This is a genomic window from Phenylobacterium sp., from assembly GCF_041919955.1.
Classification (GTDB): Bacteria; Pseudomonadota; Alphaproteobacteria; order Caulobacterales; family Caulobacteraceae; genus Phenylobacterium.
This window is the reverse complement of record NZ_JAYRSU010000012.1, coordinates 80330-93813: the sequence shown is the minus strand read 5'-3', so window position 1 is coordinate 93813 and position 13484 is coordinate 80330. Positions and strand designations below refer to the sequence as shown.

General features: G+C 69.8%; 17 protein-coding genes and 1 riboswitch. Of the genes, 11 read left to right on the top strand and 6 right to left on the bottom strand.

What is annotated here, in order from left to right:
- The first annotated feature begins 90 nt into the window (after nt 1–90).
- The 3 genes from ACE3T2_RS11970 to metA all read left to right on the top strand — a co-directional run bounded on the left by ACE3T2_RS11970 (nt 91) and on the right by metA (nt 3202).
- On the top strand, nt 91–582 hold the full coding sequence (locus ACE3T2_RS11970; protein WP_374657586.1) for a GNAT family N-acetyltransferase: 492 nt from the start codon (nt 91–93) through the stop codon (nt 580–582).
- 112 nt (nt 583–694) lie between these two features.
- Nucleotides 695–2077 (top strand): RNB domain-containing ribonuclease, encoded by a 1383-nt coding sequence (locus ACE3T2_RS11965; RefSeq protein WP_374657584.1) that lies wholly within the window; start codon nt 695–697, stop codon nt 2075–2077.
- Nucleotides 2078–2133: 56 nt separating this feature from the next.
- Nucleotides 2134–2240: riboswitch (SAM-I-IV-variant riboswitch) on the top strand.
- A gap of 44 nt (nt 2241–2284) precedes the next feature.
- Complete coding sequence (gene metA, locus ACE3T2_RS11960; protein ID WP_374657582.1) at nt 2285–3202, top strand: homoserine O-succinyltransferase; 918 nt, start codon at nt 2285–2287, stop codon at nt 3200–3202.
- A 63-nt stretch (nt 3203–3265) separates the two neighbouring features.
- Here metA and ACE3T2_RS11955 read toward each other — a convergent pair whose 3' ends face one another.
- Complete coding sequence (locus ACE3T2_RS11955; RefSeq protein WP_374657580.1) at nt 3266–4588, bottom strand: hypothetical protein; 1323 nt, start codon at nt 4586–4588, stop codon at nt 3266–3268.
- Between the two features lie 163 nt (nt 4589–4751).
- On the opposite strand from ACE3T2_RS11955, the gene ACE3T2_RS11950 reads away from it, so the two are divergent.
- The 3 genes from ACE3T2_RS11950 to ACE3T2_RS11940 all read left to right on the top strand — a co-directional run bounded on the left by ACE3T2_RS11950 (nt 4752) and on the right by ACE3T2_RS11940 (nt 7777).
- The gene (locus tag ACE3T2_RS11950) at nt 4752–5816 is read left to right on the top strand and encodes an MBL fold metallo-hydrolase (protein WP_374657578.1); all 1065 of its coding nucleotides are present in this window, start codon (nt 4752–4754) and stop codon (nt 5814–5816) included.
- Nucleotides 5817–6034: 218 nt separating this feature from the next.
- Entirely contained in the window at nt 6035–6814 is a 780-nt protein-coding gene (locus ACE3T2_RS11945; protein ID WP_374657576.1) for an enoyl-CoA hydratase-related protein, read from the top strand.
- Between the two features lie 3 nt (nt 6815–6817).
- Nucleotides 6818–7777 (top strand): oxidoreductase, encoded by a 960-nt coding sequence (locus ACE3T2_RS11940; RefSeq protein ID WP_374657574.1) that lies wholly within the window; start codon nt 6818–6820, stop codon nt 7775–7777.
- Between the two features lie 50 nt (nt 7778–7827).
- Here ACE3T2_RS11940 and ACE3T2_RS11935 read toward each other — a convergent pair whose 3' ends face one another.
- Nucleotides 7828–8169, bottom strand: a complete 342-nt coding sequence (locus tag ACE3T2_RS11935) for a TfoX/Sxy family protein (RefSeq protein ID WP_374657572.1) — start codon at nt 8167–8169, stop codon at nt 7828–7830.
- Between ACE3T2_RS11935 and ACE3T2_RS11930 the strand changes: the two genes are divergently transcribed.
- Together ACE3T2_RS11930 and ACE3T2_RS11925 are read left to right on the top strand one after the other, a co-directional pair.
- A complete protein-coding gene (locus tag ACE3T2_RS11930; RefSeq protein ID WP_374657570.1) occupies nt 8168–8674 on the top strand; it encodes an N-acetyltransferase family protein in 507 nt (168 codons plus the stop codon). The two genes, ACE3T2_RS11935 and ACE3T2_RS11930, sit on opposite strands and share 2 nt — an antisense overlap.
- A gap of 4 nt (nt 8675–8678) precedes the next feature.
- Nucleotides 8679–9002 carry a hypothetical protein gene (locus ACE3T2_RS11925; protein ID WP_374657568.1) on the top strand — a complete coding sequence of 108 codons (324 nt, stop codon included), beginning with the start codon at nt 8679–8681 and terminating at the stop codon, nt 9000–9002.
- A gap of 48 nt (nt 9003–9050) precedes the next feature.
- Here ACE3T2_RS11925 and ACE3T2_RS11920 read toward each other — a convergent pair whose 3' ends face one another.
- Nucleotides 9051–9740: a cation transporter gene (locus tag ACE3T2_RS11920; RefSeq protein ID WP_374657566.1), complete on the bottom strand. Its 690-nt coding sequence runs from the start codon at nt 9738–9740 to the stop codon at nt 9051–9053.
- A 43-nt stretch (nt 9741–9783) separates the two neighbouring features.
- On the opposite strand from ACE3T2_RS11920, the gene ACE3T2_RS11915 reads away from it, so the two are divergent.
- On the top strand, nt 9784–10206 hold the full coding sequence (locus ACE3T2_RS11915; RefSeq protein ID WP_374657564.1) for a helix-turn-helix domain-containing protein: 423 nt from the start codon (nt 9784–9786) through the stop codon (nt 10204–10206).
- A 25-nt stretch (nt 10207–10231) separates the two neighbouring features.
- Here ACE3T2_RS11915 and ACE3T2_RS11910 read toward each other — a convergent pair whose 3' ends face one another.
- Both ACE3T2_RS11910 and ACE3T2_RS11905 read right to left on the bottom strand, forming a co-directional pair.
- Nucleotides 10232–11035, bottom strand: a complete 804-nt coding sequence (locus tag ACE3T2_RS11910) for a hypothetical protein (protein ID WP_374657562.1) — start codon at nt 11033–11035, stop codon at nt 10232–10234.
- Between the two features lie 84 nt (nt 11036–11119).
- Nucleotides 11120–11677: a TetR/AcrR family transcriptional regulator gene (locus ACE3T2_RS11905; protein WP_374657560.1), complete on the bottom strand. Its 558-nt coding sequence runs from the start codon at nt 11675–11677 to the stop codon at nt 11120–11122.
- Between the two features lie 66 nt (nt 11678–11743).
- Between ACE3T2_RS11905 and ACE3T2_RS11900 the strand changes: the two genes are divergently transcribed.
- Nucleotides 11744–12184 (top strand): tautomerase family protein, encoded by a 441-nt coding sequence (locus tag ACE3T2_RS11900; RefSeq protein WP_374657558.1) that lies wholly within the window; start codon nt 11744–11746, stop codon nt 12182–12184.
- Nucleotides 12185–12248: 64 nt separating this feature from the next.
- On the top strand, nt 12249–12854 hold the full coding sequence (locus ACE3T2_RS11895; protein WP_374657556.1) for a GNAT family N-acetyltransferase: 606 nt from the start codon (nt 12249–12251) through the stop codon (nt 12852–12854).
- 52 nt (nt 12855–12906) lie between these two features.
- On the opposite strand, the gene ACE3T2_RS11890 is transcribed toward ACE3T2_RS11895, so the two are convergent.
- Nucleotides 12907–13476 (bottom strand): hypothetical protein, encoded by a 570-nt coding sequence (locus ACE3T2_RS11890; RefSeq protein ID WP_374657554.1) that lies wholly within the window; start codon nt 13474–13476, stop codon nt 12907–12909.
- Between the last annotated feature and the right edge of the window lie 8 nt (nt 13477–13484).

Here is a 13484-nt window from a genome sequence, read left to right as displayed (position 1 = left end):
TTTTCCTACAATCTGACATTGTGATTGTCCGGGGCTTAACGCCCCGCGCGCTGGCTCGTCCTGGCGCGATCACGGTGGTAGCAACGGGCCATGAGCGCCTTTTCCTTCCGACGCTACGCCGCCGCCGACGCCGAGGCGATCGGGCGGCTCTATTTCGACTCCGTGCGGGCGCTGGGCGTGCGGGCCTATACCGAGGCGCAGGTCGCGGCTTGGGCGCCGGCGCCGGTCGCGGCCGAGCAGGTTCAGGCGCGGGCCGGCGACGGGCGGCTGACCCTGGTGGCGGAGGACGGCGCCGGACAGGTGGCGGCGTTCGGCGACCTGGAGGCCGACGGGCATGTGGACATGCTTTACGCGCGGCCTGACGCCGCCGGAACCGGGGTGGCGGGCGAGCTGCTGGACCGGCTGATCGCCGCGGCGCGCGAGGCGGGAGCCGATCGCCTATACGTCGAGGCCAGCGAACTGGCGCGGCCGCTGTTCGCGCGCAAGGGCTTCGCCGTCGTGCGGCGGCGGGATTTCGAGGTGCGCGGCGTGGCGATCCACAACTACGCCATGGAGATGAGGCTGGAGCCGGATCCGGCCTGACCTGATCCGGCTCCAGGCCCTTTGAATTCGGAGCATTTTCTTCGCCGAACCGGCATCCACTTCGGCGGAAAATGCTCTGGCCTGATCGGCTTCGACCTGAGAGACCTTGGGCATGAAAGCCCTTGTCGATCCCGGCGCCGCCCTGAGCCAGGGCGTGGCCGAACTCCGCCGCCGCTACAAGGTTCCCGGGGACTTCCCGCCGCAGGTGCTGGCTGCGGCGCAGGCGGCGGTCGGGCGCAGGCCTACCGAGCACGCCGACCGCACGGACAGGCCGTTCGTGACCCTCGACCCGGCCAGTTCGACCGACCTCGACCAAGCCTTCGCCATCGAGGCCAGCGGCGGCGACCTCTTGCTGCATTACGCCATCGCCGACGTCGCCTGGTTCGTCGACAACGGCGGGCCGATCGACGAGGAGGCCTGGCGGCGCGGGACCACCACCTACATGCCCGGCGCCAAGGCCGGGCTCTATCCGCCGGTGCTGAGCGAAGGGGCCGCGAGCCTGCTGCCCGATGGCCCGCGGCCGGCGGTGGTGTTCACCGTGCGGGTCGGCGCGGACGGCGAGGTCGCGCTGGAGGGCGTGGAGCGGGCGGTGATCGCCAGCCGGGCCAAGCTGGCCTACGAGACCGTCAGGCCCGAGGAACTGCCGGCGGGCTTCGCCGAGCTGGCCGCGCGGATCGCCGCGGCGGAAGCCCGGCGCGGGGCTGCACGGGTCGATCCGCCCGAACAGGAGGTGGCGGTGGTGGATGGGCGGCTGCAGCTGCGCTTCCGCCCGCGCACGGAGGCGGAGGCGCAGAACGCGGCCCTGTCGCTGGCCACCAACCTGGCGGTGGCCGGGACGCTGCACGTCCACCGCACGGGCCTGTTCCGGGTGATGCCCGAGCCGGACGCGCGGGCGGTGAAGCGGCTGCGGCAGACGGCGCGGGCCTTTGGCCTTGTCTGGCCGCAGATGGAGAGCCTGGCGCAGTTCGAGCTTGGCCTCGACCCGGCAGATCCCAAGCAGGCGGCCTTCATGCTGGCGGTGCGGCGGGCCAGCGCCCCGGCCGGCTACGTGCCCTATCGCGAGGGCGCGCCGCCCTGGCATGCGGCCATGGCGGCGACCTATGCGCATGCCACCGCGCCCTTGCGGCGCCTGGCCGACCGCTATGTGGTGATGGCGGCCCTGGCGGTCGCGAACGGCAAGCCGGTCCCGGAAGCGGCGAGCGCGGCGTTCGAGAAGCTGCCGGAGGTGATGGCGCGGGCCGACTCCCGCTCGGGGCAGCTGGATCGGGCGGCCATCGACATGGCCGAGGCCTTGATGCTGCAGGGGCGGATAGGCGAGACCTTCCGCGCCGTCGTCACCGACATCGACGAGCGCGGCGCGCGCATGCAGCTCTGCGACCTGCCGGTGGTGGCGCGGGTGGCCGCGCACAAGGTCGAGATCGGCGACGAGATGACCGTGCGCCTGACCGCCGCCGACGCGGCCCAGCCTTCGACGAGCTTCCAGCGGACGGGGTGACGCGCTTTGGGGCAGGCCCCAGGACTTGCGGCCCGTGCCCGGCGGCGATAGAGCAGACCTCGCATCAAGAGTCGGGCCTTCGCCCGACGCCAACCTGCTTCCCGAGCAAGGTGGCGCTCCCGCAAGGGGGGATGTGGCCGAGACGGCAACGAAACGGGTGATCCCAGCTCCGTCGTCCCGCGCCGATTTCGAGACGAGGGCGAAGTCATGCCGATCAAGATTCCCGACACCCTGCCCGCGCGCGCCACGCTCGAGGCCGAAGGCCTGGTGGTGATGCGCGAGACCGATGCGGCGCGCCAGGACATCCGGCCGCTGCAGTTCGGCCTGCTGAACCTGATGCCCGACAAGCCGCGCACCGAGGCGCAATTCGCCCGGCTGCTCGGGGCGACGCCCCTACAGGTCGAGCTGTCGCTGATCCAGCTGGCGAGCCACACGCCGCGCAACACGTCGGCCAGCCACATGTCGGCCTTCTACCGGACCTGGGACGAAGTGCGCGAGCGCACCTTCGACGGCTTCATCGTCACCGGGGCGCCGGTCGAGACCCTGCCGTTCGAGGAGGTCGGCTACTGGGACGAACTGCGGCGGATCTTCGACTGGACGCGGACCCACGTGCATGCGTCGTTCAACGTCTGCTGGGGCGCGCAGGCGGCGTTGCAGCACTTCCACGGCGTGCCCAAGCACCAGCTGCCGCAGAAGCTGTCGGGGGTCTATGCGCACCAGGTCGTGGCGCCGGCCTCGCCGATCCTGCGCGGGTTGGCCGACGAGATCGACGTGCCGGTGTCGCGCCATACCGAGGTGCGACGGGAAGACCTGCCGGCCGACGGGCGGCTGAAGGTGCTGCTGGACTCCGAGGAATCCGGCCTGTGCCTGATCGAAGACGCCGGGCAGCGGGCGCTGCACATGTTCAACCACCTGGAATACGAGGCGACCACCCTGGCCGACGAGTTCGCCCGCGACGTCGCCAAGGACCCCTCGACCGCGCCGCCCGCGCACTACTTCCCCGGGGGCGATCCGGCCCGGACGCCCACCAACCGCTGGCGCAGCCACGCCCATCTGCTGTTCGCCAACTGGATCAACGAGATCTACCAGACCACCCCCTTCGACCTCGCCGCCATCGGGCGATAGGCCAAAGAAAAAGGCCCCGGGGAGCGATCCCCGGGGCCTTCGTCGTTCGGATCGGTCGGCCGATCAGGTGTTGCCGGGCAGCTTGCACTGGCCCGAGAAGGCGCAACCGATGGACTCGATCGGCTTCAGGTCGGCGGCGTACTCGATGACGTAGCCCTTCAGACCGTCGGCGCAGGCGACTTCCATATAGGTGGTGCCCTTGGCGGTCTTGCCGATGATGCGGGCGTTGGACACCGCGCAGGAGGCCTTGCCGGTCGCCTTCAGGTCGGCGGTGACGGCGCCGTAGCTATTGGCGTCCAGCTTGGTGAACGAGCAGCGATAGCCGGCGATCGGCGCGCGGGCGCAGTCATAGACCAGCGGCTTCTCGTTCGGGCCGCCGAAGACGCCGACGCCGCCGTCCGGACGGTTCGAGCAGGCCATCTCGACGATGTCCTTGCCGGCCGGGCCGGGGAAGGGCGCGTACTTGGAGACGTCGCAGTTGAAGCCGGCCGCCTTGGAGAGGCGGGTGTAGAGCCCGTTCTGCTCCATCATGGCTTCCTTGGCGTCGGTCAGGGTGCAGCCGCCCATGATCGCCGAGGCCTTGGCGCACTCGTAGGTCTGGGCCAGCTTGCCGGCGTCGACACGGTACATGTAGCCCTTGCCGTCGTTGCAGGACGCTTCGAAGAAGGTCGAGCCCGACTGCGACTGGCCGACGTACTTGCGGTCCTTCACGGCGCAGCCGTTGTTGGCGGCGGCCGCGACGGTGTCGACGATGGCCAGGCGCTGTTCCTTGGTGCGCAGGGTGCAGGAGATGTTCGACTGGCCGCCGTCATACAGCATGCAGTCGGTGGCCTCGGCCGGCTTGGCCGCATCCATCGGCGAGCTGGTCTTCAGGACATAGCCCTGGGGCGAGCCCTGGCAGGCGACTTCCAGATAGGTGGCGCTGGCGCTCTGGCCGATGCCGCGGACGGCCTCGGGAGTGCACTGCACCTTGGCGGCGGCCAGGATCGGGCCGAGATCCGACTTCGGATCGGCGTTGCCCGGCAGCTTGCAGGCCAGGCTGGACGGCTTGCCGTCCGGACCGGGCGAGTTCGCCTCGATGCAGGTGAAGGAGGTGGTCGCGCCGCCTTCCACGGCCGAGAGCACGAAGCCCACGCCCTGGTCGCAGTCGATTTCGTAGTAGCCGGTGGTCTGCTTGGTCTTCTTGTCGGCGTTCTTGCCGATGAAGCGCGCGTCGGTGACGTTGCAGGCGATGCCAGCGGCCTTGGCGAGGGCCGGAGCCTCGGCCATCCCCTGGGTGCGCGCCTTTTCCGGAATCTCCTCGGCCTTCTTGCCTTGGGAGATGGCGGCCGGCGCCAAGGCCAGCACGGCCAAGGTGGCGGCCAGCCCGGTGATGAATGGCCTCATGTCTCTCAAACTCCTGGGTGGTTCCCTTGCGGCGGACATAAGCCCCCCAGCGGCCAGTGGGTCAAGTTCGTCGTGAATGAGGGCTGAACTACGGTGCAGGTTGCATTTGCGCGGTTCGTCGGCGAGGCCGAAGATGGGCCGGTATGGACGAGAGGGCGGTGCTTTGCGTGACGGTTTCCAGGATGCTCAGGACGAGGCGCCGCGGGCGCGCCTGCACTATCCCTTCGCCGAGGGGCCGCAGGACGGCCAGGCCGTGGACGTCGCGCCGGGGGTGAAGTGGCTGCGCATGCCGCTGGGCGGCTCGCTGGCCTTCATCAACGTCTGGGCGATCGAGGAGGACGGCGGCTGGGCCATCGTCGACACGGGCATGGGCGGCTCGACCACGCGCCAGGCCTGGCGCGCGGCCTTCGCCGGAGCGCTGGGCGAGAAGCCGGTGACGCGGGTGTTCGTGACCCACATGCATCCCGACCACATCGGCATGGCCGGCTGGCTGACCCGCAAGTTCCAGTGCCGGCTGTGGATCAGCCGGCTGGAGTTCCTGATGTGCCGGAGCCTTGCCGCCGACACCGGCCGCGAGGCGCCCGAGGACGCGCTGAAATTCTATCGCGCCGCCGGCTGGGAGGAGGAGGCGCTGGAGGACTACCGCGCCCGCTTCGGCGGCTTCGGCAAGGCGCTGCACGCCCTGCCCGATTCGTTCCGCCGGCTCAGCGACCGCGACCTGGTCGAGATCGGCGGGCGCCCGTGGGAGGTGGTGGTCGGGTCGGGCCATAGCCCGGAGCACGTCTGCCTGTGGCAGAAAGACCTGAAGCTGTTCATCAGCGGCGACCAGGTGCTGCCGAAGATTTCGTCGAACGTCTCGGTGTTCCCGACGGAGCCGGACGGCGACCCGCTGACCGAATGGCTGACCAGTCTGGCGGCGATCAAGGCGCGGGTGAGCGACGACGTGCTGGTGCTGCCGGCGCACAACGAGCCGTTCAACGGCCTGCACGCGCGCATCGACCACCTGATCGGCGGGCACGAGCGGGGGCTGGCGCGGCTGCGCGAGCTGATCGCCGAGCCGAAGCGGGCGGTGGACGTGTTCCCGGTGCTGTTCCGCCGCAAGATCGACCACCATGTGCTGGGCATGGCCACGGGCGAGAGCCTGGCGCACCTCAACTGCCTGCTGACCCGCGGCGAGGCGGTGCGCGAGGCCGACGAAGCCGGGGTGGTCTGGTACCGGGCGGCCTGAGCTTGCCCCTAGGGTGTGACCCGGAAGTCGCGTCAGCGACTGCCCGGGACGCCGGGTTGACCGATAGGACTGCGCCGAGCCGCATCCTGACCCATCCGGCTGCGCCGAAACCGGGATGACACAGGATTGCAGGTGCGGAAAAGGTTGGCCCCTCCAACCCCGGCCGCGTTAGCATACGGCGTAAGTTCAAGACGCATTTCCGCAGGAGCGCATTTCCGATGTCCGACCATATCCTGATCGAGAAGTCCGGCGGGGTGCTGACCCTGACCATGAACCGTCCGGAGAAGAAGAACGCCCTGACGCGCGCCATGTACCAGGCGCTGGGCGACGCCATCGACCAGGCCGAGTTCGACAAGGACGTGCGCTGCGTGCTGATCCAGGCCAATGGCGATATGTTCACCGCCGGCAACGACATCAGCGACTTCGCGGCGGTGAACGCCGGCGACTCCAGCGCCAACGAAGCGCGGCGCGGCGGCAATCCGCTGCTGGCGGCGCTGGCGCGGGCCAAGACGCCTCTGGTGGCGGCGGTGAACGGCCGCGCCGTGGGCGTAGGCACCACCATGCTGATGCACTGCGACCTGGTCTATGTGGCCGAGAACGCGCTGCTGACCACGCCGTTCGTGAATCTGGCCCTGGTGCCCGAAGCCGCGTCCAGCATCACGCTGCCGAGCCGGATCGGCCATGCGCGGGCGTTCGCGATGTTCGTGCTGGGCGAGGCCGTCGACGCGAAGAAGGCGGTGGACTGGGGCGTCGCCAACGAGATCGTCCCGCTGGACCAGCTGCGCGCCAGGGCCCGCGCCGCCGCAGAGGCCGTCGCCGCCCGCCCGCCGGCCGCGGTGGCGATCACCAAGGCGCTGATGCGCGAGGAGACGCGCCTGGCCCAGCGCATGGACGAGGAGGGCGCGCACTTCGCCGCCCAGCTCAAGAGCCCCGAGGCCAAGGAGGCGTTCGCCGCCTTCGCCGAGAAGCGGGCGCCCGACTTCAGCAAGGTGTCCTGACCCATGATCCGCTCCCGCTTCGGCGCCTTCACCCCGGCCCGCGTGGTGGCCGGCGACCATGACCTCTCGGGCCGCAACGTCGTCGTCACCGGCGGGGCCAGCGGCATCGGCTACGAGACCGCCAAGGCGCTGGCCGCGGCGGGGGCGGACGTCATGCTGGCCGTGCGCGACCGGGTGGCCGGCGAGAAGGCGGCGGTGGCGATGAACGAGGCGATCGGCGCCGATCGGGTCGTCGCCGGCACCCTGGACCTTGCGAGCCTGGCCTCGGTGGGGTCGTTCGTCGACGCCTGGGGCGATCAGCCGCTGGACATCCTGATCAACAACGCCGGGGTGATGGCGACGCCGCTGCTGCGGACGGCCGAGGATCTGGAACTGCAGATCGGCACCAACCACTTCGGCCACTACGTTCTGACCGTGGGCCTGACCCGGGCGCTGCTGAACGCCGCCGAGGACGACCGCACCGCCCGGGTGGTGGCGCTGTCGTCGATCGGACACCGGCGCAGCGACATCAACTGGGACGACCCGAACTATCTCTCGCGCCCCTATGACAAGTGGGAGGCCTACGGCCAGTCGAAGACGGCCAATTCGCTGTTCGCGGTCGGCTACAACGCCCGCTTCGAAGAGCACGGCGTCACCGCCAACGCCGTCATGCCCGGCGGCATCATGACCCCGCTGCAGCGCTATCTGCCCAAAGAGGAGATGGTGGCGATGGGCTGGATGGACGCCGAGGGCAATGTCCGCGAGGGCTTCAAGACGCCCGAACAGGGCGCCTCGACCAGCGTGTGGGCCGCGGTCGGCGAGGAGCTGGAGGGAATCGGCGGGCTGTATCTGGAGGACTGCGCCGAGGCGGTTCCCTGGAGCGCGGACAACCCGATGAAGGGCGTCATGCCCTACGCGATCGATCCCGAGGCGGCCGACCGGCTGTGGGCGCTGTCGGAGGAGATCACCGGGGTTTCGGCTTAGGACCCTTCTGGGGTGTCATCCCGGTGTTCGGCGGCGCCGAAGCCGGGAGCTTATGATTTCTTCTTCGCCGCCTTGGCGCGCATCGCCGCATCGAGGGCGCGGGCGGTCCAGACGGCCATTTCGTCGGGGTCTTCGAGAGCTTCCAGGGGCACGGACCAGTAGCTCATCGGCTTGTCGCCGCCGAAGGGCTTGAAGGGCTCGCAGCCGGCGGCCTCGAAATCGGGGCGCGAGACCTCGTCGACCTTGAAGTAGAGGGCGTCCTCGGCGATGAGGGCGAAGAAGAGCTCGTGCCGGTAGAGGCCGATCCCGCCGAACATCCGGCGATGGCTGATCCCGCCCAGCGGGCTGAGCTGTTCGAGCGCGTAGTCGAGGAATTCCGGGGAGACGGCCATGAGCCAGGAGAAGACCGCCGTGGCGGCCAAGGTGCAAGTGCGGCCGGCGACGCCCGCCGACGCCGAGCTGATCTACGGCTTCATCCGCGCGCTGGCCGAGTACGAGAAGCTGCTGCACGAGGTCGAGGCGAGCCAGGCCGACGTGGAGGCGGCGCTGTTCGGAGCCGCGCCGCGCGCGTTCTGCGACATCGCCGAGGCGGACGGGGCGCCGGTGGGTTTCGCCCTGTGGTTCTACAACTACTCGACCTTCCGCGGCCGGCACGGGATCTATCTGGAGGACCTGTTCGTGGTTCCGCAGGCGCGCGGCCTGGGGGCCGGCAAGGCGCTGCTGCGCAGGCTGGCCGAGCGGTGCCGCGACGAGGGTTTGGGGCGGCTGGAATGGGCGGTGCTGGACTGGAACGCGCCGTCGATCGCGTTCTACGATTCGCTGGGGGCCAGCGCGCAGACCGACTGGATCGTGCGCCGCCTGACCGGCGAGCCGCTGGCGGCGCTGGCGGAGGGGTAGGGGCTTGTCCGACGGCTTCGCCGCACTGTTCCAGGAGGCGTCCGAGCAGCGGAAGTTGCGGCTGTTGGCCGAGCTCTCCTACGAGCTGACGATGCACGGGCGCGCGGCGTACGCCGCCGGGGCGGACGAGTTTGCTGACCCGCTGCGGATGCGCCTCGCTAACGAGGCGAACCATCGCATTCAGAGCTACCTGCGCGCCTATCTCGCCGACCGGTCGGACAGAATTCCGGATAAGGCGTTCGCGTTGGTTCTGCTGGAAAGCCTGGAACGGTTGGGGATTGCCGAATCCCGGCTGGTTGAAACGTTGGACGGGCTGTCAGGCGGATAGATCGTGGCCCCTCACCCTAACCCTCTCCCCCGCGGGGGAGAGGGGATTCTAAGCCGCCTGGGCTCTGAGTTCGTCGCGGGCCTGGCGGGTGATCTGCCAGGCGGTCGAGAGGAAGAGGCTGGCCATGATGGCGGCGACCGCCAGGTCGGCCCACTTCGTGGCGGTGGCCGCGACGATCCCGGCTGCGCAGAGCACCGCGACGTTGCCGATGGCGTCGTTGCGCGAGCAGAGCCAGACCGAGCGGACATTGGCGTCGCCGTCGCGGAAGCGCAGCAGCAACAGCGCTGAGATCACATTGGCGCTGAGGGCGAGCACGCCGACCCAGCCCATGGTCACCGCGTCGGGCGTTCCGGCCACGAAGGTGCGCCAGAGGGCGGCGGCCAGGACGTAGACGCCCATCAGCCCGAGGCTGACGCCCTTGACCAGGGCGGCCTTGGACCGGAAGGCCAGGCTCTGGGTGATGGCGAACAGCGACAGGCCGTAGGTGGCGGTGTCGCCGGCGAAGTCGAGGGCGTCGGCCTGGAGCGCCATGGAGCCGGCGAGCTGGCCCTGGATCGCTTCGAGCGCAAACATGCCCGCGTTGAGGCCGAGCACGATCCAGACGGCGCGGCGGAAGGCGGGCGAGCCGGTCTCGACGGCGCGGGCCGTGGCTTCGCAGCCGCAGCCGGCGCTGGCGCAGGCCGCGCCGTCTTCGACAGCGGGCGGCGGCGCCTTTCGGTGGACGATCTGGTAGGTCATGCCTAGATACTGACTCCTATAGTCACTGTAGGAGCAAGCGCCAATGCGCGGGGACCTCTCGATCGGCGAACTGTCGCGCCAGGCCGGCGTGAAGGTGACCACCATCCGCTTCTACGAGGGCGCCGGACTGATGCCCAAGCCGCCGCGCAGCGAGGGCGACCGGCGGCTCTACGAGCCCGCGCATGTGCGCCGGCTGTCCTTCATCCGCCACGCTCGCGAGCTGGGCTTCGAGATGGAGGACGTGCGCGCGCTGCTGGAGCTGAGCGACCGCCCCGACGGGGACTGCGGCCCGGCCGACGAGATCGCCGGGCGCCACCTGGCGGCGGTGGAGGAGAAGATCGCCAAGCTGACCGCGCTGAAGGGCGAGCTGGAGCGGATGATCGCGACCTGCAGCCACGGCGCGGTGGCCGAGTGCCGGGTGATCGAGGCCCTGGCCGACCACCGGCTGTGCGGCGGGGATCATTAGGGGGCGCAGTTCGAGGGTGCGCGAGTCAGCGCAGGCAGGCGTACCAAGTCTGGCCACGCACCTCGCGGCAGAAACTGGCGCCCCGATAGGTCTTGCCATCGGTCACGCAGATCGACCCAGCGAGGACGACGGTTGCGGCGCCGCTTCGGATGGCCTCCGCCTCCTCGATAGACAGGGCGACGGTCCGCGACAGGGTTTGGGGTGCATCCTCCGGGCCGATGAAATTGGCGTTCCGGTCAACGTCCCCGGTGCATTGCTTGATCTCGACTTGATCGCCGTTCCGACGGATGGACGTCGAGGACACGATCCAAAAGGTGCCGCTGGCTTCCGGGCGTCCGTTGGTCACGACGACGTCGAACTCGGGCTTGCCGCCGGCTTGGAAGCCGCGCCAGTTCATTTGGCGCTTCAACGACAGCAAAGGCCAACGCGCGTCCTCGGCGCGGCCACGCTCGAAGTCTAGGCGAGCGCGATCGGTCGCCGACAGCTCGACGGTCGCGTGGGCTGCGTTGCCGATAGAACTCGTCTGCTTCGCGCTCTCGCGGGCGATTGTGCCCTGGGACCGGGACGAACGCTCGGCCGCGTTCGCTTCGCGGACGTTGGCGTTCGCCGCTATGGCGCTAGTCTTGGCTATCGCCTCCATCGCCGCGAGGCGGCGTCGCGCGTCGGCGGCGTCTGCGCGAGCGCTGGCGGCCTGTTGGATCGCGACAATTGCGGCGGGCACGGCCAACGCGGCCGCGGCAATTGCGCCGAGGGCCGATACGGCGCCGGCGTGTTGCTTCCACCACGGTTCTTTTGCTGGCGGAACATTTCTGCGCGGCAGCTTTGACATGATGGCCCTCCCAAGCACAGCCTTGCAGAGAGTTCTGGCTATCACAACGCCTGTGGTTGAACCCTCCGGGAGGTTTACGGCAAGCTAATTGGCGGAAAGCTCACTGATCGCCAGCTGGAGGTTGGTCTCCAGCAGCTCGTCGGCCAGGGGGCCGTCGGGTGTGGCGCGAGCGAGCATCAGGGCGCCGACCATGCGGGTGACGACGCCGACCGCGCGGGCGCGGGCGTCGGACGTGTCGGGCAGGCGGGCCTGGACCCAGGCGATCATGCCCTCCACGCCGCCGGCGAAGGCGGTCTTGAGATCCTCGTCCCCACGCCCGGCGTCAGAGCCGAGGGCCGCGGCGGGGCAGCTTCGGCCCGGCGCCTTGCGGGCGGCCTGCGACAGGTAGTGGGTCAGCATTTCGGGCAGGTCGCGGGCCCGTTCGCGGTGGCCGGCCATGGTGGCGAAGGCCGCGCTGACCGCCTCGGCCGCCAGGGCGTCCTTGGACTTGAAGTGGTTGTAGAAGCCGCCGTGGGTGAAACCGGCGGCGCGGGTCAGGTCGCCGATGCCGATCCCGTCGAAGCCGCGCTCGCGGAACAGGGTGGCGGCGGTTTCGACGATCGCCTCGCGGTTGGCCTGGGCCTGTTCCTTGCTGATCTTCATGGCGGCTTGACTCGCTTTCGGACTCAATGATGATGATCGTCATTATTGAAGTCAAGGAGGCGGGCCATGCCGCTGTGGAAGATCTATCACCCGGTCGGGGTGTTCAGCCGGGAGGACAAGCAGGGGCTTTCGGAGGCGATCACGGCGATCTACGCCCGCAACCTGCCGAAGTTCTATGTGGGCGTCGTGTTCCAGGAGGTCGCGGCGGATTCGTTCTTCATCGGCGGCGAGCCGACGGGCGATTTCGTGCGCATCTGGGTCGACCACATCGCCCGGACCATGCCGACGCCGGAGATCCGGGCGAAGTTCATCGAGATGGTCGACGCGGTCCTGGCGCCCTATGTCCGCGACCGGGGCCTGCGGTGGGAGTGTCATATCGACGAGACGTCGTACGAGCTGTGGTCGATCCACGGCTATCGCCCGCCGCTGCCGGGCACCGAGGACGAGAAGCGCTGGCGGGCCGAGAACCGGCCGAGCCCGGTCGGACCGCGCGAGGTCACGGCCTGACGGAGGGGCTGGAAACGGCGGCGCGCAGGGATAGGCTCCTGGCCAGGCTTCAGGAGGACAGCTCATGAGCGCGCCGCCCAAGACCGTGCTGAAGGCCACGTCCGAGGAGGAGGCCGCGATCCGCAAGGCCGTGCGCGAGGCCGGCGACGGGGAGGGCCGCGTGGTCGCCGGGCCGCAGCACGTTGCGGGGCTGACGGCGCTGCTGGCCGACCCGCGCGTCTCCGATCCGATCTACGATCTGCCGCGGCCGATCACCCCGGAGAATGTCGGTCGCTGGGTGGCCGACAGCGCTGCGGCCCAGGCGCGAGGCGAATGCCTGCTGACCGTGTCGCTCGACGAAGCGGGCGAGGTGGCGGGCTATTCACGCTTCAGCGTCTGGCCCGACCGCTCGTCGGCGGAGATCGCCGGGGCGATGCGGGCCGACCGCCAGAACAGCGGCCAGGGCCGGGCGGGCGTCGGCCGCTCCATCGCCTTCATGTTCGAAACCCTGGGCGTGCGGCTGATCGGCCTGACCGCGGCGCTGGACAACGTGCGCTCGGCCGCGGCGATCGACGGGGCGGGCTTCCGCCGCATGGGCGAGGTGGCGAGCGTGCGGCCGGACGGGACCACGCGGCGCTCGCTCTATTGGGAACTGACCCGCGAGGAGTGGGAGAAGCGCCACCGACTGTAGCGATGTGTCATCGCGGTCTTCGGCTGCGCCGAAACCGGGCGGGTGAGCAGATCTAGCCCTTGCGGCCGAACAGGCGGGCGAAGAGGCCGCCAGGGCGGGGGCCGGCAGGGGCGTCCAGCGGGTGGAAGTCGGGCTGGCCCCAGTCGAACTCGGCGGCGTCGTGGCGGAAGCCGGTGACGGCCAGGGCCAGCTCGATCGGCGCCTCGAAAATGATGTCGACCTCGCTGTCGGTGATGTCCGAGGCCTCCTGTTCGGCGATCAGCCGCTCGAAGATCGCCTCGTATTCGGCTGGCGGACAGCCGGCGATCTCGGGGTGGCCGACCTCGCAGTCGTAATCGACGCGCCAGACCATGCGGCCGTCGTCGAACAGGGTGGCGGTGGCGCACATGACGGTCTCGGAGGCCTGGAGACCCACGACCGTGCGGCCGGCCGACAGGCGCTGAAGCCGCTTTTCAGATGCGAAGGCGAAGTCCTGCGAAACCAGGACCGTCCAGCCCGTCGGCAGCTCGGCCAGCGAGAAGCGGGCGCGGTCGGCCGGGCCGGCGGCCGGCGTCATGCCGAGGATGTCGAGGCACTCGGCGCGCCCGACGTTCTTGAAGCCGATCCAGGAAATGCTGCCCATGGCCAAGT